The sequence below is a fragment of the Ochrobactrum sp. Q0168 genome (assembly GCF_016427605.1).
Classification (GTDB): Bacteria; Pseudomonadota; Alphaproteobacteria; order Rhizobiales; family Rhizobiaceae; genus Brucella.
The window spans coordinates 878487-900136 of record NZ_JAELXQ010000001.1 but is presented as its reverse complement, the minus strand read 5'-3'; the positions used below and the strand labels follow the sequence as shown (position 1 = coordinate 900136).

Genomic DNA, 21650 nt, shown 5'->3' with positions numbered 1-21650 from the left:
TCTCCTATATTCACGCCGAAGGCTACGCCGCTGGCGAGTTGAAGCACGGGCCTATCGCGCTAATCGATGAAACCATGCCGGTCATCGTCATTGCACCGTCCGACCGTCTTTATGAAAAGACCGTTTCGAACATGCAGGAAGTGGCGGCTCGTGGCGGCCGCATCATCCTGATCACCGACAAAAAGGGGGCCGAAAGCGCCAGCGTCGATACGATGGCGACCATCGTTCTGCCGGACGTGCCGGAATTCATCACGCCGCTGGTCTATGCGCTGCCGATCCAGATGCTGGCCTACCATACCGCCGTCTTGATGGGTACGGATGTGGATCAGCCGCGCAACCTGGCAAAATCGGTAACGGTGGAATGAAGCCATAAACCGACTAGCAATTCAAATAGCCGGATTGTTAGGCGGTACGGATATCATCGCATCGAAAGCAATTGAGAGACACAGTATCCGCTTGACCACCAAGCTCAACGCCTTACCGCAACTGGCGCGGTTGATGCCCGTCACTGCGTTTTTTGCTTTGCGCAAATATGTTCCCTGCCTTATGCCTTAAACACTGACTGAACTGTTAGTGCATAATCACGCGAAACGTGAAAGCTTTTCGGGCGCGACAGTGTGGTTTGAGTTCAGTGATAGGCATGCGGTCTGGAGTGCCGCGCATAACACCGGTGAGGAGCATTAAACGTGAGTAGCAATGAAACTTTCGCCTCGGGAACATTTGTCGGGCGAGCATGGAACCCGACGGCCAAGGGGCCGGTTCTGGTGACTTTGCGCGAAGGGCGCGTCATCGACATTACCACCAAAGCTGCACCAACGATGCGCGACCTGCTTGAACTTGACGATGCACTGGCTCATGTACGCGCAACCGGCGGACAGGATATCGGTTCGCTCGAAGCCCTGTTTTCCGGAAAGCCCGGCGATGAAAGCGCGCTGCATCTTCTGGCACCGAACGACCTGCAGTCGATCAAGGCCTGCGGCGTTACCTTTGCCCGCTCGATGGTCGAGCGCGTGATCGAGGAACGCGCGGCCGGCAATCCCGATCTCGCTTTGAAAATCCGTGAACGTGTCGGCGCGATCATTGGCGACAGTTTGCGCAATCTCAAGGCGGGTTCGGAAGAAGCAGCCCGCGTGAAGGCGGCGCTCATCGAGGAAGGCGTCTGGTCGCAATATCTCGAAGTCGGTATCGGTCCCGATGCCGAAGTTTTCACCAAGAGCCAGCCCATGTCGGCGGTCGGTCATGGTGCCGAGGTTGGCCTGCACCCGATTTCCACCTGGAACAACCCTGAGCCGGAAGTGGTGCTGGCAGTCAACAGCCAGGGCCAGGTCAAGGGCGCGACGCTTGGCAATGACGTGAACCTGCGTGACGTCGAAGGCCGTTCAGCCCTGCTGCTTGGCAAGGCCAAGGACAACAACGCGTCCTGTTCGGTTGGCCCGTTCATTCGCCTGTTCGACGAAACCTATTCGATGGAAGATGTGCGCTCGGCGGAACTGGCTCTGAAGGTCGAAGGACCGGATGGCTATGTTCTCAACGGTCGCAGCACCATGAAGGAAATCAGCCGTGATCCGCTGGATCTGGTTGCCCAGACCATCGGCAAGCACCATCAATATCCGGATGGTTTCGTGCTGTTCATGGGAACATTGTTTGCGCCGGTCGAAGACCGTGACACGCCGGGGCAGGGCTTTACGCACAAGATCGGCGATGTGGTCACGATCTCCAATCCGCAGCTTGGTGCGCTGACCAATACGGTGCGCCTGTCGACCGAATGCAGCCCATGGCGGTTCGGCTCGTCGCATCTGATGCGCAATCTCGCATCGCGCGGCCTGATCTGATTTTATCATTATGCGCGGCGGGTAAGCCGCCGCGCATAAGCCCTTAATACGGGCTGTCGACCTTGCCCATCTCGACATAGACGGTCTTGATCTGGCTATAATGCGCAAGGGCCGCAACGCCGTTTTCGCGCCCGATGCCGGACTGCTTGTAACCGCCGAAAGGCACTTCCACCGGAGTCAGATTATAGGCATTGATCCAGCAGGTGCCTGCCTTGATCTGGCCGATGACGCGGTGACCGCGCGCGATGTCGGCGGTGAAGACGCCTGCCGCCAGACCGAATTCGGTATCGTTGGCCCGCGCGATGACCTCATCTTCATCGGAAAATTCCAGAACGCTCATGACCGGCCCGAAGATTTCTTCGCGCGCGATAGTCATAGTGTCGGTCACGTCGGTAAAGACGGTCGGTTCGATGAAGTACCCCTTGTCGAAGCCCTGCAGCTTGGGAATGCCGCCGCCGCAGGCAAGCGTTGCGCCTTCGGCCTTGCCCTTTTCGATATAGGAAAGAACCTTGTCGCGCTGGGCGCTGTTGACGAGCGGCCCCATCTGGGTGGCCTCATCCAGCGGGTCGCCGATACGGATTTTGCGCGTGCGCTCGACCAGCCGCTCGACAAAGCGCTCGCGGACCTTCTTGTGCACGAAGACGCGGGTGCCGTTGGAGCAGACCTGACCGGTCGAATAGAAATTGCCGAGCATCGCGCCGCCGATGGCGCTTTCGAGATCGGCATCATCGAACACGATCAGCGGCGACTTGCCGCCCAGTTCCATCGTCACATGCTTCAGATGTTCACCCGCCTGTGCCATGATGCGCTTTCCGGTCGGAACCGAGCCGGTCAGCGAAACTTTGGCTGTCTGGCGATGGTTGACGAGGGCCGCACCCACATCGCCATAGCCCTGCACCACATTGAACAACCCGTCGGGCAGCCCGGCTTCCTGATAGGCTTCCGCCAAGGCGAGGGCCGATAGTGGCGTATTTTCCGACGGCTTGAAGATGAAGGCGTTGCCCATGGCGAGCGCTGGTGCCGATTTCCACGCGGCGATCTGTATCGGGTAGTTCCACGCGCCGATGCCGACACAAATCCCGAGCGCTTCGCGGCGGGTATAGGCAAAGGAACCGCCGAGTTCCACGAATTCACCGTTGAAGCCGGAAATGATGCCGCCGAAGAACTCCAGCGCATCCGCAGCCGAGGCCGCATCCGCAACGAGCGTTTCCTGAAGCGCCTTGCCGGTATCGAGTGTTTCCAGCTTGGAGAGTTTTTTGTTCTTCTCGCGCAGAATTTCCGCCGTGCGCCGCAATACGCGCCCCCGTTCGACGGGCTTCAGCGCCGTCCATGCTTCCTGCGCTTTCATCGCAGCCGCATAGGCAGCTTCGATCACGCTTGGCGTGGCGGAATAAAGCCTGGCAATTTCTTCGCCGGTCGCCGGATAGATGACGGGAAGCGGCTTGCCAGCCTTGTCTTCGACAAACGAGCCGCCGATGAAGTGTGAGGCTTTGGGTTGTGCTTTCATGGTGTGTTCCTTCGAAAAGAAGGGAATAGGGCAGTAGGGGAATAAGGGAGTATGTTGTTCGCAACCAAAACATACTCCCTTATTCCCCTATTCCCTTACTCCCCTAACTAGCGGTCCGACACCTGCCAGCGCGGATTGATCCACGGCTCCTGATTGGAGCGCGCCAGCGGTGTGCGACCAAGGATATGATCGGACGCCTTTTCGCCGACCATGATCGATGGCCCGTTGAGATTGCCATTGGGGATGCGCGGGAAGATGGATGAATCCGCCACGCGCAAGCCATCGACGCCGATCACCCGGCATTCAGGATCAACCACCGCAAACGGATCGTCAACCGCACCCATCTTGACCGTTCCGCACGGATGGAAGGCGCTTTCGACATGCTCGCGGATGAAGTTGTCGATTTCATCATCGGTCTGCACTTTCGCGCCGGGCTGGATTTCCGCGCCGCGATAGGGGTCGAAGGCCGCTTGCCCGAAGATCTCGCGGGTCAGCCGCACGCAGTGGCGGAAGTCAGCCCAGTCGTCTTCATGCGACATATAGTTGAATTTGATGACAGGCTTTTCGCGCGGATTGGCCGTGCGCAATGTCACGCTGCCACGCGACTTGGAGCGCATCGGGCCGACATGGGCTTGAAACCCGTGCGATTGTGCTGCCGCCTTGCCGTCATAGCGGATAGCCACCGGCAGGAAGTGATACTGAATATCAGGATATTCCACTCCCGCTTTCGAGCGCACGAAGGCTGCCGATTCAAAATGGTTGGTCGCGCCGTCACCGGTTTTGAAGAACAGCCATTCGGCCCCGATCTTCGCTTTCGAAAACAGGTTCAGCTTGGAATAAAGCGTAATCGGCTGTGTGCATTCCTGCTGGATATAGACCTCCAGATGGTCCTGAAGGTTCTGTCCCACGCCGGGACGATCCGCCACTACCTCGATTCCGTGCTCCTTGAGATGCGCCGCGGGGCCAATGCCGGACAACATCAAAAGCTTCGGCGAGTTGATGGAGGAGGCGGCGATGATGACCTCGCGCCGTGCCCGGATGGTCGAGAAACTGCGCCCCGCTTCGATCTCCACGCCGACGGCACGTTTGCCTTCCAGCACGATCTTGCGGGCCAACCCCTTGACCAGCTTGACATTCGGGCGCTTCAGCGCCGGTTTCAGATAGGCATTGGCCGCAGACCAGCGACGACCATTATAGATCGTCTGCTCCATCGGGCCGAAGCCCTCCTGCTTCTCGCCGTTATAATCTTCCGTCACTTCGAACCCGGCCTGATGGCCTGCTTCGACGAAGGCGTGAAACAGCGGGTTGTCGCGCTTGCCCCGCTGGACGTGCAACGGCCCATCGGTTCCGCGCCAGCCTTCCTGCCCCCCTTGCGCATTTTCCATGCGCTTGAAATAGGGGAGCACATCGGCATAAGCCCAGCCTTGCGCGCCGCTTTCCGACCAGAAGTCGTAATCGCGCGCATGGCCGCGCACATAGACCATGCCATTGATCGACGACGAACCGCCCAGCACCTTGCCGCGCGGCGTGACAAGGCTACGCCCGCCAATATGCGGTTCGGGCTCGGTGGAAAAACCCCAGTCATAGGTTTCCATATTCATCGGAAAGGAAAGGGCGGCGGGCATCTGGATCAAAGGCCCGACATCCGGCACGCCATATTCGATGACGATCACCGAATAGCGCCCGTCTTCCGACAGGCGATAGGCCATGGCCGAACCGGCGGAGCCCGAGCCGATGATGACGAAATCCGCTTCCATACTCATGTCTCCACCGAAAGCTGAACCGCAATATAATCTTCCACCAACCCAATGGCGGATTGGGCGTCGGGCGCATCTGCGCCCAGTGCATGGCGAATGTACAGCCCGTCGATCATCGCGCCCGCACCTTCCGCAATGCGATGCGCCCGCTCGCGGTCGGTGAGCTGTTCCAGCGCGAAGACCAGATTGGAATGCAGGCGGCGCGCATAAATGCGCAAAAGCCGCCGCGTGTCTTCCGACTGCTGTGCGTGGACGTAGAAAGTCAGCCAGGCGGCGATGGTTTCCTGCGTGAACTGCGATGCGGAAAAATTGACGGCGATGATGGCTGCAATGCGCTCGCGCGGGGTTTCCGTCAGCTTCACGGCCGCATTGAGATCATGGCCCAGTTCGCGCAGCAAATGGCGCATCGTGGCGAGAATGAGCTTGTCCTTGCCGCCGAAATAATGATGCGCGAGCGCAGGCGAGACGCCCGCTTCATGGGCGATCTGCGCAACGGTCACGTCGAGCGAACCGCGCTGTCCGATGGTGCGTATGGCAGTGTCGATCAGTTCACGCCGCCGCAAAGGTTCCATCCCGATCTTCGGCATTGTCTCAATCCCTGTCCGGTTTTCAGGTCTGTGCCACCATTTTATCTTTGATTGACTCATCAATCAATAAAAACCCCGCCTTATGTCAAACGGCGTTCGAATGCTTAAGCTTGAGCGGGGAGGAGGCTTGCGGGGGCGCTATGCGCCGCCTACATTCATGGGATGAGCAGAGCTTTTACAAAAGAACAGGATGACGCGCCGACCGATCTTGGTGAACGCCCGATCAGTCCGCATCGCAATCTCGTTACGCCGACCGGCCTGAAGATGATGGATGACGAGTTGGCGCGGCTGCAACGTGAGCTTGGCGAGGCCAATGCCGCCGGTGAGCGCTCAGCCATCGCGCGCATTTCGCGGGACCTGCGCTACTGGACCCTGCGGCGCGAAACGGCGGAACTGTCCGTGCCGGATGCCGACAGCGACGTGGTGCGGTTCGGCATGACGGTGGAGCTGGAAAATCTGGACGATGGCCAAACTCGCCGCTGGACGATTGTTGGCGAAGACGAGGCCGATCCTTCCAGCGGCAAGATTTCGCATGTCGCGCCGGTCGCCATCATGCTGTTCGGCAAACCGGCTGGTGATGTCCTGAAGATTAACGGCAAGGATTGGGAAATCGTGTCGATCAGCGTTTAGTCGTCGTCTTCCACTGCTATGCTGTGGTCACGGAAGAAGGCAGCAGCACCATTTTCGTCGATTTCGCCGGTCGCAACCATCAAAACCAGCTGAATCACATCTTCTTGCTCAGCTTCCAGACTGTAGCCGTTGAAATAGAGAAACAAGTCCGCTGCTGCGAGACCGGTTCGTTTGTTGCCGTCAACAAACGGATGGTTTTTCAGCAAGCCAAATAAATATGCCGCCGCCAGATCGAACAGATCAGGCGCGCCATAGGCTTCTTTCTGAAGCGGGCGGGCGAGTGCGGAATCGAGCAAGCCTGAATCCCGAATGCCCGCCGCACCACCATGCAGGCGCAACTGTTCCTGATGCAGCGCTTCGATAAAAGAACGCGAATGAAAGTCTATCATTTTGCGAGAACGCGATAGGCCGTTTCGTATTTTTTCATCCGCTCGCGTGCGATCTGCATCTTTTTCTCAAAGACATCTGGATCATCCGCGCTGCGGGTCAGTTTAAGGCCGTTCTCGTCCTCGATCAAAACGAGCGTATCTCCTGCTCTCAAATTCAGCCGTTCCAGCACTTCCTTGGGCAGGATCACACCTTCGGAATTGCCGATCTTGCGCAAAGTGACGTTCATGGTTTTCTCCTATGTTATAACCGATGATATAACATAGTTGAGCCCTTGTCGAGCGGGCCGCTTACAGCCAGCCCTTGCGGCGGAAATAATAGAGCGGCAGCAGCGCCGATGCGATCATCAGTCCGAGCGCCATCGGATAGCCCCAGGGTGATGACAGTTCCGGCATGAAGGAAAAATTCATGCCATAGATGGAGGCCACCAGCGTTGGCGGCATGAAGCCCACGGCGGCGACGGAGAATATCTTGATGATGGCATTCTGCTCGACGGAAATCAGTCCGACGATGGTATCGAGCAGGAAAGTAACCTTGTTGGACAGGAAGTCCACATAGGCGGTCAGCGATTGCATGTCGCGTTCAAGCGACTTGATCCAGGAGCGCGTTTCCTTCTTGCCGGTCGCGGGATTGCTGGTTGCCGAGAGATAGACCAGCATACGGCTGATGCCTGCAAGACTTTCACGCATCCGCGAGAGAAACGTTCCCTGACCGCCGATCTGGGTCAGAATGTGCCGGAAATCCTGCGTCGTCATCGGTCGCGCCTTTGGCTGGCGGCGATAGATCGAGTGCGACGCGGCGTCGATTTTACCGGCCACGCCTTCCAGAATATCCGCCAGGCGGTTGGTGGTGGCTTCCGTAATACCAAGCAGGATCGAAAGCCCGGTGCATTTGGTGGAAATCAGCCCGTTGCCCGGCTTGGTGGAGCGCAGAATATAGGTCGAGAAGGATTTGGGGTCCGCATAGCGCACAGTGATCAGGCGGGAGCCGTGCAGAATGAAGGTCACTGGTGCCAGTTCGCGATGGTCGAGATCGACGGCATGGAGAATGGGCACGGTGAGATATTGCGCGCCATTTTCCATGTAAAAGCGGCTCGATTCCTCGATCTCAGTCATATCTTCGCGGGTGGGGATGGAAATGCCTGTCCACGCTTCGACAATATGATCTTCATTGACGCCGGGTGTGGAGAGGTCGATCCAGATCACGCTGTCCGGCAAAGCTGTGCCCGGTTCGACTTCCGTTTTCTCAAGGTGATCCCCGGAAAGGCTGTAGAGCGTGATCATGCTGGCACCTGCTGGCTGCTTTTGAAAATCCAATCTGCGCGAGAATTGTTAGAGCATTTTGACGCGAATTGAAAATATCCGGCTGTGGGTGACGAGGGATTAGCACCCGACTGTGACAAGATGATCGCGTCTGTTGACAGGTTCAGCAGGCTCCGCTAATTCATCAAGTCATCCGATGAATTTGAAGTGACTGATGAAGACGGTTTCACGCAAAAGCCTGACGGAAGCAGCGACGCAATCCATTCGATCCGAAATCACTTCGGGACGCTGGGCTGTGGGCGAGCAATTGCCGAATGAAGCCCAGCTTTCGGCGCGGCTGGGCGTCAGTCGCGGCACGGTGCGCGAGGCCGTCAGGGCGCTGGTGGCTCAGGGTATGCTGGAGACGCGCCAGGGCTCGGGCACCTATGTTCGCTCGAAGGCCGACACGGCGCGCAGTCTCAATCGCATACGCCATACAAGCCTGCGCGATAGGCTTGAAATGCGCGCCGCCTTGGAAGTGGAAGCCGCGCGGCTCGCCGCGCAGCGCGTAACGCCGCAGACGATTGCGCATCTGGAAGCGCTGCTGGCCGCGCGCGGTCTGCGCGAGGAGACGGACCGTATGACCTTTGTCGAGCGCGATTTTGCGTTCCATGAAGCCATTGCGGCTGCTTCCGGCAACGATGCGCTGATCGAGGTTTACGGCTTCTTTTCCGCATCGATCCGCGAATCGATCGAAGCCACGATCGATGGCGAGCTGCCGGAACCGGACTTTGAAGCGCATCGACAGATCATTGAAGCCATCGCCACCGGCGACCCGGACAAGGCCAGCGCGACGGTTCGTCGTTTTATGGCGCCCTTGATTGAAGAATTGGAAAGGTTGCTCGCATCATGAGCCGCATCAATGCCGTGCCCCCAGGGGCACGGGAGGAGTACACCATGCCATCGCAGCCGGAACAGCTTGTCGATGCCGAGGCGGACAGCGTGCCGCCGCCATCCGTGCCGCAAACGCCGAGCAAGGCGTCGCGCATCCTGCTGGGGTTGAGCCTTGTTCTCATTGCCGCCAATCTGCGTCCGGTTTTTTCCAGCGTTTCGGTGCTTTTGCCGGAAATCATCGATGGCACCGGCATGTCGTCGCTTGCCGCAGGCGTGCTGACGACTTTGCCGGTCGTCTGCCTTGGCGCCTTCGCGCCCTTCGCACCGCGTCTCGCACAACGTTTCGGCGCCGAGCGCGTACTTCTGGCGGTGCTGGTGGTCTTGACCATCGGTACGGCGCTGCGTGGTGTCGGGTCTTTCTGGTCGCTCTATATGGGCGCGACGCTTGCCGGTGCGGCAATAGCCATGGGCATTGTGCTGCTGCCGGGTGTGGTGAAGCGGGATTTTCCAAAAACCGCCGCGATCATGACTGGTCTCTATACCATGGCGCTTTGCGGTGGTGCGGCTTCTGCGGCGGGCTTCACGATCCCGATCAAGAACATGCTTGGCGGTTCATGGAATTTGGCTCTGGCCTTCTGGGCCATTCCGGCGGTGCTGGTTCTGGTGTTGTGGTTGCCGCAGGCGCTGCGCAGCAAGCACAATGTCGCGCATTCGGGTTTTCGGGTCGTCGGTCTTTGGAAAGACGCGCTTGCCTGGCAGGTGACGCTGTTCATGGGGCTGCAATCGTCTACGGCCTATATCGTGTTCGGCTGGCTCGCGCCGATCCTGCGCGAGCGGGGCATGAGCCCGGCTGCGGCGGGCGGTCTGGTGTCGTTTTCGATCATGGCGCAGGTGGTGACATGCCTGCTGATCCCGTCGATTGCGGTACGTCAGAAAAGCCAGAGCTTTATCAATGTGTTTCTTTGCGCCTGTGCATCGCTTGCGCTGATCGGCTTTCTCTATCTGCCGCAATGGAGCTTCTGGATATTGGCCATCATTCAGGGCATCGGGCAGGGCGGATTGATCGCGGCTGCGATGATGGTGATCGTGCTGCGCTCGCCGGATTCGCATACGGCGGCGCATCTCTCGGGTATGGCGCAATGTGTCGGCTATATTCTCGCGGCCATCGGTCCGCTGGTCGTGGGCATGATTCACAGCGCGACGGGAAGCTTTGCTGCAAGCGGTCTGTTCTTCGCGGTGCTCGGATTAGGTGCCGCCATCAATGGCTGGCTGTCAGGCCGCGCGCGCCATGTCGCGGCGAGGACAGTGCAGAAGGACGCATAAACAAAAACCCCGGCCATCAAGCCGGGGTTTTTCATTGCGGAATGTTCGCGCTCAGACGAACTGCCCGAGACCCGGGATCGAGCCGATCACGGCATCGACCGGCGCGTCGCCAGCCTTTTCCTTGGCAAAACGGATGGTTTCCTTGGCGACGCCGGAAATCTCACCCATGCCGAGACCAGCGCCCATGAGCTGCGAGCCGAGGCCCATCACGCCGCCCATCAGATTGGACAGGAAACCGCCGCCCTTGACCTGTGCAACGGCTTCGGCAGCACCGGGGATCGCGGCCAGAAGCTGCTGAACCTGATCCGCCGGACCTTCTTTCTGAAGGAATGCGAGGATCATGCCGACAGATTTTTCCGCGGTCGCGGCATCGATGCCGACATTCGAGGTGATGCGTGCGATCAGTTCTTCCATGGAAACTCTCCCAAAAATCTTACGTTTACGTAATATGCATTCTCGCTATCGCTTTGCAAGCATGTCCGGATCAAAATTATAGGGAATTTCAGCTGTTGTGACTGCAAAAGCGGTTCTCACTGTGGAGCATGGGCTTTATCGTTGTCGCATGACGGGACGGCGGCTATATCTGACAAGAGTGCGGCTGTGGATGTGCCGGTCGAAATGAGGAGCAAATCGCCTGATGACTGCTGACGACGCAATTTTCCTTGGCGCAAGCCGCAAGCCTGACGATTCCTACCAGCAGCCGGAATATCTGGCGCTGAAATATGGCAACAGGCACGGTCTGGTCACCGGCGCGACGGGAACGGGCAAGACCGTAACCTTGCAGGTGCTGGCGGAAAGCTTTTCCGCTGCCGGCGTTCCGGTCTTCTGCGCCGACATCAAGGGCGATCTGTCGGGCATTGCCGCTGTCGGCGTCGCGAATGACGGCCTGACCAAGCGGGCCGAGGAAATCAAGCTCGAACCTTATGAGCTGCGTGCGTCTCCGGTCATTTTCTGGGATATTTTCGGCGAGCAGGGCCACCCCGTTCGCGCTACGATTTCCGAAATGGGGCCGTTGCTGCTGTCGCGCCTCATGAACCTGACGGAAGCGCAGGAAGGCGTGCTGAACATCGCTTTCCGCCTGTCGGATGAAGAGGGGCTTCTGCTGCTCGATCTCAAGGATCTGCAGGCGATCCTCAAGGAAATGGCGGATCGTTCCGCCGAGCTCTCGGGCAAATACGGCAATGTCAACAAGGCGTCGGTCGGTGCCGTGCAGCGTTCGCTGCTGGTGCTGGAACAGCAGGGCGGCGCGAAGTTCTTCGGCGAACCGGCCTTGACCATTGCCGACCTGATGCGCACAACGACGGACGGGCGCGGCGTCGTCAGCGTGCTTGCCGCCGACAAGCTGATGATGAGCCCGCGTCTTTATTCGACTTTCCTGCTCTGGCTGATGTCGGAACTGTTCGAGGCGCTGCCGGAAGTGGGCGACCCGGACAAGCCGAAGCTCGTCTTCTTCTTCGACGAAGCGCATCTTCTGTTTGATGAAGCGCCCAAGGCACTGGTCGACCGCGTCGAACAGGTCGTGCGTCTGATCCGTTCCAAGGGCGTCGGCGTCTATTTCGTGACGCAGAACCCACTCGACGTGCCGGAAACGGTTCTGGCGCAGCTCGGCAATCGTGTGCAGCATGCGCTCCGCGCCTATACGCCGCGCGAGACCAATGCGGTGAAAACCGCCGCCGATACGTTCCGCCCCAATCCGGATTTCAAGACCTTCGACGCGATCACCAATCTGGCGACGGGTGAAGCGCTGGTCTCCACCTTGCAGGCCAAGGGTGTGCCGTCCATGGTGCAGCGCACATTGATCCGCCCGCCTTCGTCGCGCATCGGCCCGCTGACGCCGGAAGAACGCGCCAGGATCATCGCCGCAAGCCCGGTCTCCGGCCAGTATGACACGGTTGTGGATCGCGATTCCGCCTTCGAGATGCTGGCGCGCAAGGCGCAGAACGCAACAGTCGAACAGCAGAAGACCAAGCAGGAGGAAGAAGGCGGCGGCGGAATGCTGGGCGATCTCCTCGGCACGGCGCTTGGCACCGGCAAGCGCTCGGGCCGTCAGACGGTCGCGGAAACGGCGATGAAGTCGGTTGTGCGTTCAGTCGGCAATTCGCTGGGTCGCGCCTTGGTGCGCGGCATTCTGGGCAGTTTCAAGAAGTAGGGGAATAAGGGAATAGGGGAATAAGGGAGTAGGGGATAAGATTTTCAGGCGGCAAAAACATACTGCCCTATTCCCTTATTCCCCTACTCCCTTAACTCACATCACCAGGATCGGCGACTTCGGCGGCACACGATCATAAAGATCGATAATATCCTGATTGAGGAAGCGCACGCAGCCCGACGAAACCGCCTTGCCGATTGACCACCATTCCGGGTTGCCGTGCAGGCGATAGAGCGTGTCCTTGCCATCCTGGAAGATGTAGAGCGCACGCGCACCCAGCGGGTTCTTGAGGCCGGGAGCCATGCCGCCATTGGCAGCGCTGTACTGGACCAGTTCCGGCTGGCGGGCGACCATTTCATCCGGCGGTGTCCAGCGCGGCCACTGGCGCTTGTACTGGATCACAGCGCGGCCGGACCATGCAAAGCCTTCGCGGCCGATGCCGACGCCGTAGCGCAGCGCCTGACCATTATCGAGCACGAGATAGCAGAAGCGGTTGGAGGTATCGATGACCAGCGTACCGGGCGTTTCACCGGTAGGGTCCTGTACGACCTGACGCAGATAGCGCTTGTCCATCTTCTGGATCGGGATCGCCGGAAGCTGGAAGCCGCCATCGTTGACGGAGGCATACATCTGCTCCCAGCCGCCAAAGGACGAATCCACATTGGCCTGCGGGGTCCTGTTGATCGGGTTGCCGGACGCATCGACATCGATGATGGGCACATTTTGTCCCAACTGGGCGCAACCGGCGAGACCGGCAGCCGCAGTGGCAGTCATTGCCGTCAGGAAAGAGCGGCGGGTGAGGGTCGTTTGCATAAGAAAACCAGACTAGTGACGGGAGGGTTAGGAATACAACAATCAGGGTTAACGAAGTGCGACCAAACCAGATGTGGTAGAGGCGCCATGCGAGGAAGGCACTGGCTCGGGCGGTGTTCTTCGCCAGACCTGAAATTCGACTGACCGGAAAACGCCCTAGAATTGTGGCGCCGAGCCGGTGTGAATAGGGCCTAAACGTGGCGGAAAGCCACCCGTTCCACGCGTGTTGCGCCGACGACACAATTTTGCGGGCAATCGTTGGATTTCACAGAAGCCGGGTAATTCAAATTTTAGTGAAATGCTCTGTTCGCCGCTTTGGTGCGTCAGCCAAGAAGCTGGAGACTCGGCAAAATCAGGGCAGGTGGAAACTGACGATACTCGTCTGGTTGGTTGGAGCGATTGACCCAGACGCCGCGCATGCCGAACTTGACCGCGCCCGCCACGTCCCACCGATTGGACGACTGGAAGGAGATTGCGGAAGGATAAAGCCGCCATTGCATGGTGATCAGTTCATAGGCCGAAGGTGACGTCTTGTACTTGCGCACGGCATCGACTGAAATGACATCGTCGAGAAGAACGTCGAGGGCCGCCGATTTCACGGCGGCTTCCAGCATGGCAGGCGAGCCGTTGGAGAGGATGGCGAGGCGCGCGCCGCGATCCTTGAGGTGCTTGAGCGCCGCAGGCACTTCCGGATAACAATCGAGTTTCCAGTAGGCGTCGAGCAGGTCGTTGCGCAGCGATGGATCGACGGAAGGATAGCGCGCAAAGGCGAAATCAAGCGCTTCTTCCGTTAGCTTCCAGAAGTCGCTGTAAGCGCCCATCAGGCTCAGCACCCATGAATATTCAAGCTGCTTGGCGCGCCACAGTTCCGAAAAGGCGCGTCCGTCAGGCCCGGCCTTGTCCGCGTGTCGCCGCACCGCCGAATGGACATCGAACAATGTGCCATAGGCGTCGAAGACATAGGAACTAATTGTACCGGACACGGTTACCCCTTTATCGATGCGGCGATGCGGAAATCCTGAACGGGTTCATCCTACTGTGATTTCAATAATATTTCATTGCCGCTCACGCGGTTGGGGCCTATGTAGAGTCCGCACGCAATTTTTCGGGTAGGCAACACATTGCCCGCCGCGCGTTGAGAGATAAAGAGGAGAGTTTCCAATGGCTTTCGAACTGCCCGCCCTTCCATATGACTATGAGGCACTTGCGCCTTTCATGTCGCGCGAGACGCTTGAACTCCACCACGACAAGCACCATCAGGCTTATGTCACCAACGGCAACAAGCTGCTTGAAGGTTCCGGCCTCGAAGGCAAGAGCCTGGAAGAAGTCGTCAAGGAAAGCTACGGCAAGAATCAGGGCCTCTTCAACAATGCCGGCCAGCACTACAACCACATCCATTTCTGGAAGTGGATGAAGAAGGGCGGCGGCGGCACGAAGCTGCCGGGCAAGCTTGAAAAGGCAATCGAATCCGATCTCGGCGGCTACGCCAAGTTCCGCGAAGATTTCATCGCCGCTGGCGTCGGCCAGTTCGGTTCGGGCTGGGCATGGCTCTCGGTCAAGGACGGGAAGCTGGAAATCTCCAAGACACCGAACGGCGAAAACCCGCTGGTTCACGGCGCAAAGCCGATCCTCGGCGTCGACGTGTGGGAACACTCCTACTATGTCGACTACCGCAACCTGCGTCCGAAATATCTCGAAGCTTTCGTCGACAGCCTGATCAACTGGGATTATGTGCTGGAACTCTACGAAAAGGCATGATGCCAAGCCATTGATGGTATGAGGAAAGCCCTGCCTTGGCGGGGCTTTTCTTTTGCCAAAAGAAAAATTGTATTTAGTAAAATATTGGTTAGACGAATTTATTATTTAAATAAGCTTTGAAAAATGAAATTATTTATTCGTAAATAATCATTGGGAGATTATTATTTTGAACAAGATTGTTGTTTCTGCATGCATTATTTTCTCGATTTTTGCGACCCCTTCCTATGCTTGTATTTTGAAGGGATGTCTGACACCGGTGGAGACTGCTGGGCTGCTTGTGAAAAATATGGAAACCCACTCTGGCTTTGTCGGTTCGGGCAACCGGCACCACAGCGGACGGCTGAAGAAAAATAATCAAAGCCGGGTGCTGGACGCGTTTTTGCGTAAAAGCATAGATGAAGCACTCCGTTTCGACGGAGTGCTTTTAACTATATAAAAACAGTCATGTTTTTCACGTTGTCGTGATTGAATTGTATAAACCTCTGCAATACGCGCGTTTTACTTTTCTTAATGGTGATATGTTGGGAACGATCGTTGCAATGGCGGGGATTGTAACGGATATTTCGCCAATAGATCGGTTTTGTTCACTGAAATGCGGAGGACTACATGCGTTTGTTTTTTCTTACGGTTGGTTCTGCGGCAGTTTTCGTCGCCAATATGGGACTGGCGCAGGCAGATGCGATTGGTGATCGTCAGGCCCTCATGAAGGATATGGGCCGCTCGGTGGGCGCAATTGCGCCGGTGGTCAAAGGTCAAAAGCCGTTCGAAGCTGCTGCCGTTCTGGCTGCGCTTGAAAAGATCGACGCTGACGCCAAGAAGCTCGATGTCGATACGCTGTTCCCTGCCGGTTCGAATAAGGGCGATACGGAAGCGTCGCCGAAAATCTGGGAAAACAAGGACGATTTCGTCAAGCATGTCGAAAAGTTCCGCGCCGATGCCGCAGCTGCTGTTGCTGCCAAGCCGCAAAATGTCGATGCGCTGAAAACGGCGTTTCAGCAGGTTGCCGCCAATTGCGGTTCCTGCCATCAGGCCTTCCGCGTCAAGAAAGACTAATAAGCTTCGACAAGATCGGCAGTTTTGTTCGATAGTGAAACTGCCGCAATGGAATGGGTAGGATGGTCCGCAAACTGGCCTATGCCGCAGGCGCCGCGCTTGTCGTCGGTGCTGCCGTCTTCTGGATTTTAACCACGCCGCAAAAGGTGGACAGCGCCGTTCTGGCTTCCATGAAGCCCGGCGATGCCGCGCGGGGCGAACAGGTTTTCTGGGCGGGCGGCTGCGCCTCCTGTCACGCTGCGCCGGGTGCTGCTGGCGACGCGCGCAAGGTGCTGGCGGGCGGGCATGAGCTGGTTTCCGACTTTGGCACTTTCGTCGTGCCCAATATTTCGCCGTCCGAACAGGGAATCGGCACCTGGACCATTCAGGATTTTGCCAATGCCATGCTCAAAGGTGTCGGCAAACAGGGCGAGCATCTCTACCCGTCCTTTCCCTACACATCCTACACCCGGATGGAGCCGCAGGATGTGGCCGACCTCTATGCGTTTATGAAGACATTGCCGCCGTCGGATAATGTCGCGGCACCGCACAAGCTTGGATTTCCGTTCAATATCCGTCGCGGTCTCGGCATCTGGAAACATCTTTACCTGTCGGATGCGCCCGCAGTTGATATCGCTGATGCATCCGACCTCGTGACGCGGGGGCAATATCTGACCGAAGCGCTCGGTCATTGCGGTGAATGCCACACCCCGCGCAATCTGATGGGCGGGCTACAGACCGGCCAGTGGCTGGCGGGTGCATTATCGGCAGATACCGGCAGTGACGGCAAGAAGAGCGTTGTCCCGAATATCACGACCGGCGAGGGCGGCATCGGCGACTGGAGCGAAAAAGAAATCGCCTATGCGCTGCAAAGCGGCTTCACGCCCGACTTCGATTCGCTGGGCGGATCGATGACGGACGTGGTGTCCAATATGGCGCATCTGACCGAGGCCGACCGCGCTGCAATCGCAGCCTATCTGAAAGCCATTCCCCCGCATGCGAACGGCTATAAGGCGCAATAACAGGTTCAGGCTGTCTTTATTTCTTCCAATTGCAGTTCTTCGATCATGACCTGCCGCATAACGAATTTCTGGATTTTTCCGGTAACGGTCATGGGAAACTGATCGACAAAGCGGATATGAGCCGGGATTTTGTAATGGGCGATCCGCTGCTGGCAAAAACTGATCAGTTCCGCTTCATTCAGGCGTCCGTCCTGATTGAGCTTGACCCAGGCGCAGATAACCTCGCCGAACCGGCGATCCGGAACGCCGAAAATCTGCACATCGCTGATAGCGGGGTGGGTGAACAGGAATTCCTCGATCTCGCGGGGATAGATGTTTTCGCCGCCGCGAATAATCAGATCCTTGATCCGCCCGACAATGTTGCAATAGCCCTCCGCGTCAATGGTGGCGAGATCGCCGGTATGCATCCAGCCCGCATCATCGACAGCGCCCGCTGAGCTTTGCGGGTCGTTCCAGTAGCCGCGCATGACGCTATAGCCCCGCGTCAGCAACTCGCCCTTTTCGCCGCGTGGCACAATCCGGCCATCGGCATCGACAATCTTGACTTCAAGATGCGGGTGGATGCGGCCAACGGTTGAAACGCGCCGTTCCAGCGGGTCGTTGGTCGAACTCTGGAAACTGACGGGGCTCGTTTCCGTCATGCCGTAAGCGATGGTAATTTCGCTCTGGTGCATTTCATGGATCACCCGGCGCATGATTTCGACCGGGCAGGGCGATCCGGCCATGATACCGGTGCGCAGGCTCTGAAGATCGAACGTCGCAAATTCCGGGTGATCCAACATGGCGATAAACATGGTCGGCACGCCATGCAAGGCAGTGCATTGCTCATCCTGCACCGTCTGCAGCGTCAGAAGCGGATCGAAACTGTCATTCGGGATGACCATGCAGGCGGCGTGGGTCATACAGGCAAGATTGCCGAGCACCATGCCGAAGCAGTGGTAGAACGGCACCGGAATGCACAGCCGGTCCTGTTCGGTGAGGCGCATGGCCTCGCCAACAAAGAAGCCGTTATTGAGAATATTGTGATGGGAGAGTGTAGCGCCCTTGGGACTACCCGTGGTGCCGCTGGTGAACTGGATATTGATCGGATCGTCGAATTGCAGTTCTTCCGAGAGCTGCTGCAGTTCGTCGCGCGCTGCCTCATCGCCAGCAGCGGCGACCGCGTCGAAATTCATCATGCCTTCAGTCTGTTCCGCGCCAAGGCGGATCACGCAGCGCAAGGCTGGCAGGCGTTCCGAAACCAGATGGCCGGGGCGGGCGCTGTCGATTTCCGGTACGATGGAGCGCAATATATCGAGATAATTGCTGGTCTTGAGCGATGGCGCGAGGATCAGCGCCGCGCATTCAACCTTGGCAAGCACATATTCCAGTTCATGCGCCCGGTAGGCGGGATTGATATTGACGAGGATCAGGCCCGCTTTAGCGGTGGCGAATTGCGACAGTATCCATTCGAGATTGTTCGGGGACCAGATGCCGACCCGCTCGCCGGGACGCAGGCCGATGGCGAGAAGACCTGTCGCAAGGGCGTCAACGCAGGCGTTCAGTTCTGCATAGGTCAGGCGGATATTCTGGTGGCGCACGACCACGGCTGGCCGGTCGGGATATTGCCGGGCGATGCGGTCGAGATGATTGCCAATCGTATCGCCGATCAGAAGCCGGTCACTTGCGCCATGAACATAGCTCGCCTGCTGCATGGTCGATCCTCCCAAATCGATTTCAGCCCCCGATAGTGTTCTGCTCGTTCCCGATCCTCCGACGATGATATTGCCATTTTATGGCGCTGCAAAAAATTGCAGTTTTTTGGGCGGGATATAGCGCGACAGTTGCAAATTCGTCAGGCCGTGGCGAAACGAGTGATTTTCGAGCACCGGAGCGGAGCGTACTTTTGGGTACGTGAGCACCGGCGCGCAGGAAATTGCTCGTTGCAGTCCGGCATGGCGAAGAATGCAACTGTAGTGCTAGCGCCTGATGCAGCGGGCAACGGTTGCGGGACCGGCATTGGTATATTTGCTCTGCATCGTATAGAGCCAGCCCTTGCACTCGGACAGGCTGGTGAAGCAGCGCATGCGATCCACTGGAACGATACCGTCCATGCTGACCATGGGAGAATCGTCCACGCCGCTGAACTGGCCAAGAATTATGCCGCTGCCCTTCGGCGGCGCGCTGCAGCGCCGTCCCGCATATTCGCTCACATCTTTCCGCACTTGCGCAATCGCGCCCGTGGTGGCGGGCGCAAGGACTGGCAGCGCCAGTGCGAGGCTCGCCAGAAAAGTCACGCATCCGGTTTTCATGATGCAATCTCCGTGACGATATTCAATCTGCGAGAATATAGGGCGTTGACGACCGAACGTGTAGCTTATTCTAACTTGCTCCAGCGAGATTAACCCGCTGGAGCTCGATTTGTGTTTCAGCCTTCGAAGCCTGAAACCTTGCCGACGACTTTCAGGGCGAAAGCCTGCGTATAGGCGACTTCTTCCAGTCGTGAAAAACGGCCTGAAGCGCCGGCATGGCCGGCATCCATATTGATGCGGAACAGCACCGGATGGTCATCGGTTTTCAACTCGCGCAGCTTGGCGACCCATTTCGCCGGTTCCCAATAGGTGACGCGCGGGTCGGTCAGGCCTGCTACAGCCAGAATGGCCGGATAGGCTTGCGCCGTCACATTGTCATAGGGCGAATAGGCGGCGATGGTGCGATAATCCGCTTCCGAGGCAATCGGGTTGCCCCATTCCGGCCATTCCGGCGGGGTGAGCGGCAGGGTATCGTCGAGCATGGTGTTCAGCACATCGACAAACGGCACTTCCGCGATGATCCCACCGAAGGCTTCCGGCGCGAGATTGGCAATCGCACCCATCAGCATGCCGCCTGCCGAGCCGCCATGGGCGACGATGCGGTCATGGCTGGTGAAGCCTTCACCGACCAGATGCTTTGCGGCTGCGATGAAGTCGGTGAAGGTGTTCGTCTTCTTGTCGCGCTTCCCGTTTTCATACCAGGCGAAACCCTTGTCCTTGCCGCCGCGAATATGCGCAATGGCATAGACAAAACCGCGATCCACCAGCGACAGGCGCGATGTGCTGAAGCTTGCCGGAATGGTGATGCCGTAGGAGCCATAGCCATAAAGAAGGCACGGGGCCGAGCCGTCGAGCTTGGTATCCTTGTGATAAAGGATCGAGACCGGCACCAGTTCGCCATCGGCTGCGGGCGCAAGAATGCGGCGCGTCACATAATCGTCGATCACATGGCCAGACGGGACTTCCTGCGTTTTCAAGAGGGTCCGCTCGCGGCTGCGCATATTATAGTCGAAGAGCTGTTCCGGCGTCGTCATCGAAGAATAGGAGAAGCGGATGACCTCGGTGTCGTATTCTGCGCTGCCATGCAGGCCGAGCGAATAGGCTTCCTCGTCAAAGGCAATGGCATGTTCTTCGCCGCTCTTGCGATCCCGGATGATGATACGCGGCAGGCCGTTGTCCCGCTCGATCCAGACGAGATGATGCTTGTAGGCAGAGTGGGACAGGATCAGGCGGCCCGGCTTTTCCGCCACCACATCCACCCAGTTTTCCGGCTGCGGCGCGCTGGCTGGCGCTTTGCAAATCTTGAAGTCCTTCGCGCCATCGGCATTGGTCAGAATGAAGAATTCATCGCCGCCCGGCGCAATGTCGTATTCCGTGCCGGTTTTGCGCGCCATGATCAGTTGCGGCTGGGCCGCCGGATCATTGGCGGGCAGCAGCCAGCATTCCGATGTTTCGTGGTCGTGAATATCAATGAAGATATAGTCGTCCAGCGCGGAGCCGCCGACGCCGAGGAAGAAGCCGGCGTCCTGTTCTTCAAAGATCAGCCGGTCTTCGGACTGGTCCGTGCCGATGCGGTGATAGAAAACTTTCGACGGGCGATGATTTTCATCGAGCCGCGTATAGAAAAAGCCTTTGCTTTCTGCATCCCACGTGCCGCCGCCATTGGTGTCGGTGATTATGTCCGATAGCTCGGCCATGGTCGTGAGATCACGCACCTTCAGCTTGTAGAATTCCGATCCCTTGTCGTCATATCCCCAGATCAAAAGATTGTGATTAGGGGCGTGGTCTGCCGAAGCAAGCCGGAAATAGGCCTTGCCTTCACCTTCCTTGTCGCCATCAAGCAGGATCGTTTCCGCCCCGCCATCGCGCGGCGTGCGAATGAAGTAGGGCTGCTCGCCCCCGGTTCGGTAGGAAACGCCGTAAGCATAGGGACCGTCCTTCGAGGGCACCGAGGAATCATCTTCCTTGATGCGACCGCGCATTTCCGCGAAAAGCTCTTTCTGCACCGCTTCCGTGTTCTGCATCAGGCTTGCCTGATAGGCGTTCTCAGCATCGAGATGCGCGCGTATTTCCGGGGAAAGAACTGACGGGTCCTTGAAGACTTCCTGCCAGTTGTCTGCACGAAGCCAGGCGTAGTCGTCTGTGCGGGTAATGCCGTGACGGGTATCGTTATGCGGATGTTTTGGGGCGTGCGGAGGCTGCGGCTGGCAAAAGTTGTGAGACATTCAAGATTCCAACGAACATTGTTTCAAATTGTTGCGGGTCGCTCTAAAGACCCTTTGGAAGGCGGATATTGATGCATATATAGTTTCGAGCACAGCCGAAAGCGAGTTGATTTCAACGAAATATATTTAAGCAATGCCTTTTTCGCGCCCGATTTTAGGGGCAGTGCTGCAATTGGTGAAAAGTGTTTGTTTCGAGAGGCTA

The 21650-nt window shown here is 57.9% G+C and carries 22 protein-coding genes; 10 read left to right on the top strand and 12 right to left on the bottom strand.

Features of this window, described 5'->3' with window-relative positions:
• Both JAU75_RS04370 and JAU75_RS04365 read left to right on the top strand, forming a co-directional pair.
• Positions 1–365 (top strand): SIS domain-containing protein (locus JAU75_RS04370; protein WP_199054871.1); only part of this gene is annotated, 365 nt, incomplete at its 5' end.
• A gap of 321 nt (positions 366–686) precedes the next feature.
• Entirely contained in the window at positions 687–1832 is a 1146-nt protein-coding gene (locus JAU75_RS04365) for a fumarylacetoacetate hydrolase family protein (protein WP_199054867.1), read from the top strand.
• Positions 1833–1875: 43 nt separating this feature from the next.
• Here the strand turns inward: JAU75_RS04365 and betB are convergent, their stop codons facing one another.
• From betB to betI, 3 genes are all read right to left on the bottom strand, one after another.
• Positions 1876–3339: a betaine-aldehyde dehydrogenase gene (gene betB / locus JAU75_RS04360; protein ID WP_199054866.1), complete on the bottom strand. Its 1464-nt coding sequence runs from the start codon at positions 3337–3339 to the stop codon at positions 1876–1878.
• A 107-nt stretch (positions 3340–3446) separates the two neighbouring features.
• Positions 3447–5096: a choline dehydrogenase gene (gene betA / locus JAU75_RS04355; protein WP_199054950.1), complete on the bottom strand. Its 1650-nt coding sequence runs from the start codon at positions 5094–5096 to the stop codon at positions 3447–3449.
• A 2-nt stretch (positions 5097–5098) separates the two neighbouring features.
• Complete coding sequence (gene betI, locus JAU75_RS04350; protein ID WP_199054865.1) at positions 5099–5683, bottom strand: transcriptional regulator BetI; 585 nt, start codon at positions 5681–5683, stop codon at positions 5099–5101.
• A gap of 162 nt (positions 5684–5845) precedes the next feature.
• Here betI and JAU75_RS04345 point away from each other — a divergent pair, with 162 nt between their 5' ends.
• A complete protein-coding gene (locus JAU75_RS04345) occupies positions 5846–6313 on the top strand; it encodes a GreA/GreB family elongation factor (protein ID WP_199054864.1) in 468 nt (155 codons plus the stop codon).
• Here the strand turns inward: JAU75_RS04345 and JAU75_RS04340 are convergent.
• From JAU75_RS04340 to JAU75_RS04330, 3 genes are all read right to left on the bottom strand, one after another.
• Positions 6310–6702 (bottom strand): type II toxin-antitoxin system death-on-curing family toxin, encoded by a 393-nt coding sequence (locus JAU75_RS04340; RefSeq protein ID WP_199054863.1) that lies wholly within the window; start codon positions 6700–6702, stop codon positions 6310–6312. The two genes, JAU75_RS04345 and JAU75_RS04340, sit on opposite strands and share 4 nt — an antisense overlap.
• Complete coding sequence (locus tag JAU75_RS04335; protein WP_199054861.1) at positions 6699–6929, bottom strand: AbrB/MazE/SpoVT family DNA-binding domain-containing protein; 231 nt, start codon at positions 6927–6929, stop codon at positions 6699–6701. Before JAU75_RS04335 ends, JAU75_RS04340 begins: the two co-directional genes overlap by 4 nt.
• A 61-nt stretch (positions 6930–6990) precedes the next feature.
• Entirely contained in the window at positions 6991–7983 is a 993-nt protein-coding gene (locus tag JAU75_RS04330) for a magnesium transporter CorA family protein (protein ID WP_199054858.1), read from the bottom strand.
• A gap of 193 nt (positions 7984–8176) precedes the next feature.
• Between JAU75_RS04330 and JAU75_RS04325 the strand changes: the two genes are divergently transcribed.
• Together JAU75_RS04325 and JAU75_RS04320 are read left to right on the top strand one after the other, a co-directional pair.
• On the top strand, positions 8177–8854 hold the full coding sequence (locus tag JAU75_RS04325) for a FadR/GntR family transcriptional regulator (RefSeq protein WP_199054856.1): 678 nt from the start codon (positions 8177–8179) through the stop codon (positions 8852–8854).
• A 44-nt stretch (positions 8855–8898) separates the two neighbouring features.
• On the top strand, positions 8899–10158 hold the full coding sequence (locus JAU75_RS04320; RefSeq protein WP_371836107.1) for a CynX/NimT family MFS transporter: 1260 nt from the start codon (positions 8899–8901) through the stop codon (positions 10156–10158).
• Positions 10159–10209: 51 nt separating this feature from the next.
• Here the strand turns inward: JAU75_RS04320 and JAU75_RS04315 are convergent, their stop codons facing one another.
• Positions 10210–10572 carry a DUF2267 domain-containing protein gene (locus JAU75_RS04315; protein ID WP_199054852.1) on the bottom strand — a complete coding sequence of 121 codons (363 nt, stop codon included), beginning with the start codon at positions 10570–10572 and terminating at the stop codon, positions 10210–10212.
• A 223-nt stretch (positions 10573–10795) separates the two neighbouring features.
• On the opposite strand from JAU75_RS04315, the gene JAU75_RS04310 reads away from it, so the two are divergent.
• Positions 10796–12307 carry a helicase HerA-like C-terminal domain-containing protein gene (locus JAU75_RS04310; RefSeq protein ID WP_199054850.1) on the top strand — a complete coding sequence of 504 codons (1512 nt, stop codon included), beginning with the start codon at positions 10796–10798 and terminating at the stop codon, positions 12305–12307.
• A 96-nt stretch (positions 12308–12403) separates the two neighbouring features.
• On the opposite strand, the gene JAU75_RS04305 is transcribed toward JAU75_RS04310, so the two are convergent.
• Together JAU75_RS04305 and JAU75_RS04300 are read right to left on the bottom strand one after the other, a co-directional pair.
• Positions 12404–13120, bottom strand: coding sequence for a L,D-transpeptidase (locus JAU75_RS04305; protein WP_199054848.1), 717 nt, complete (start codon positions 13118–13120; stop codon positions 12404–12406).
• A gap of 323 nt (positions 13121–13443) precedes the next feature.
• Positions 13444–14103 (bottom strand): haloacid dehalogenase type II, encoded by a 660-nt coding sequence (locus JAU75_RS04300; protein WP_371836106.1) that lies wholly within the window; start codon positions 14101–14103, stop codon positions 13444–13446.
• 178 nt (positions 14104–14281) lie between these two features.
• Between JAU75_RS04300 and JAU75_RS04295 the strand changes: the two genes are divergently transcribed.
• From JAU75_RS04295 to JAU75_RS04280, 4 genes are all read left to right on the top strand, one after another.
• Positions 14282–14878 carry a superoxide dismutase gene (locus JAU75_RS04295; RefSeq protein WP_199054846.1) on the top strand — a complete coding sequence of 199 codons (597 nt, stop codon included), beginning with the start codon at positions 14282–14284 and terminating at the stop codon, positions 14876–14878.
• Between the two features lie 166 nt (positions 14879–15044).
• Positions 15045–15314, top strand: coding sequence for a hypothetical protein (locus JAU75_RS04290; RefSeq protein WP_199054844.1), 270 nt, complete (start codon positions 15045–15047; stop codon positions 15312–15314).
• A 170-nt stretch (positions 15315–15484) separates the two neighbouring features.
• Positions 15485–15931, top strand: coding sequence for a cytochrome c (locus JAU75_RS04285; RefSeq protein ID WP_199054843.1), 447 nt, complete (start codon positions 15485–15487; stop codon positions 15929–15931).
• 62 nt (positions 15932–15993) lie between these two features.
• Complete coding sequence (locus tag JAU75_RS04280; RefSeq protein WP_199054840.1) at positions 15994–16932, top strand: cytochrome c; 939 nt, start codon at positions 15994–15996, stop codon at positions 16930–16932.
• 5 nt (positions 16933–16937) lie between these two features.
• On the opposite strand, the gene JAU75_RS04275 is transcribed toward JAU75_RS04280, so the two are convergent.
• From JAU75_RS04275 to JAU75_RS04265, 3 genes are all read right to left on the bottom strand, one after another.
• The gene (locus JAU75_RS04275) at positions 16938–18626 is read right to left on the bottom strand and encodes an AMP-binding protein (protein ID WP_199054838.1); all 1689 of its coding nucleotides are present in this window, start codon (positions 18624–18626) and stop codon (positions 16938–16940) included.
• A gap of 264 nt (positions 18627–18890) precedes the next feature.
• Positions 18891–19223 carry a metallophosphoesterase gene (locus JAU75_RS04270; protein WP_199054836.1) on the bottom strand — a complete coding sequence of 111 codons (333 nt, stop codon included), beginning with the start codon at positions 19221–19223 and terminating at the stop codon, positions 18891–18893.
• Positions 19224–19339: 116 nt separating this feature from the next.
• On the bottom strand, positions 19340–21448 hold the full coding sequence (locus tag JAU75_RS04265) for a S9 family peptidase (protein ID WP_199054834.1): 2109 nt from the start codon (positions 21446–21448) through the stop codon (positions 19340–19342).
• Positions 21449–21650 lie beyond the last annotated feature (202 nt).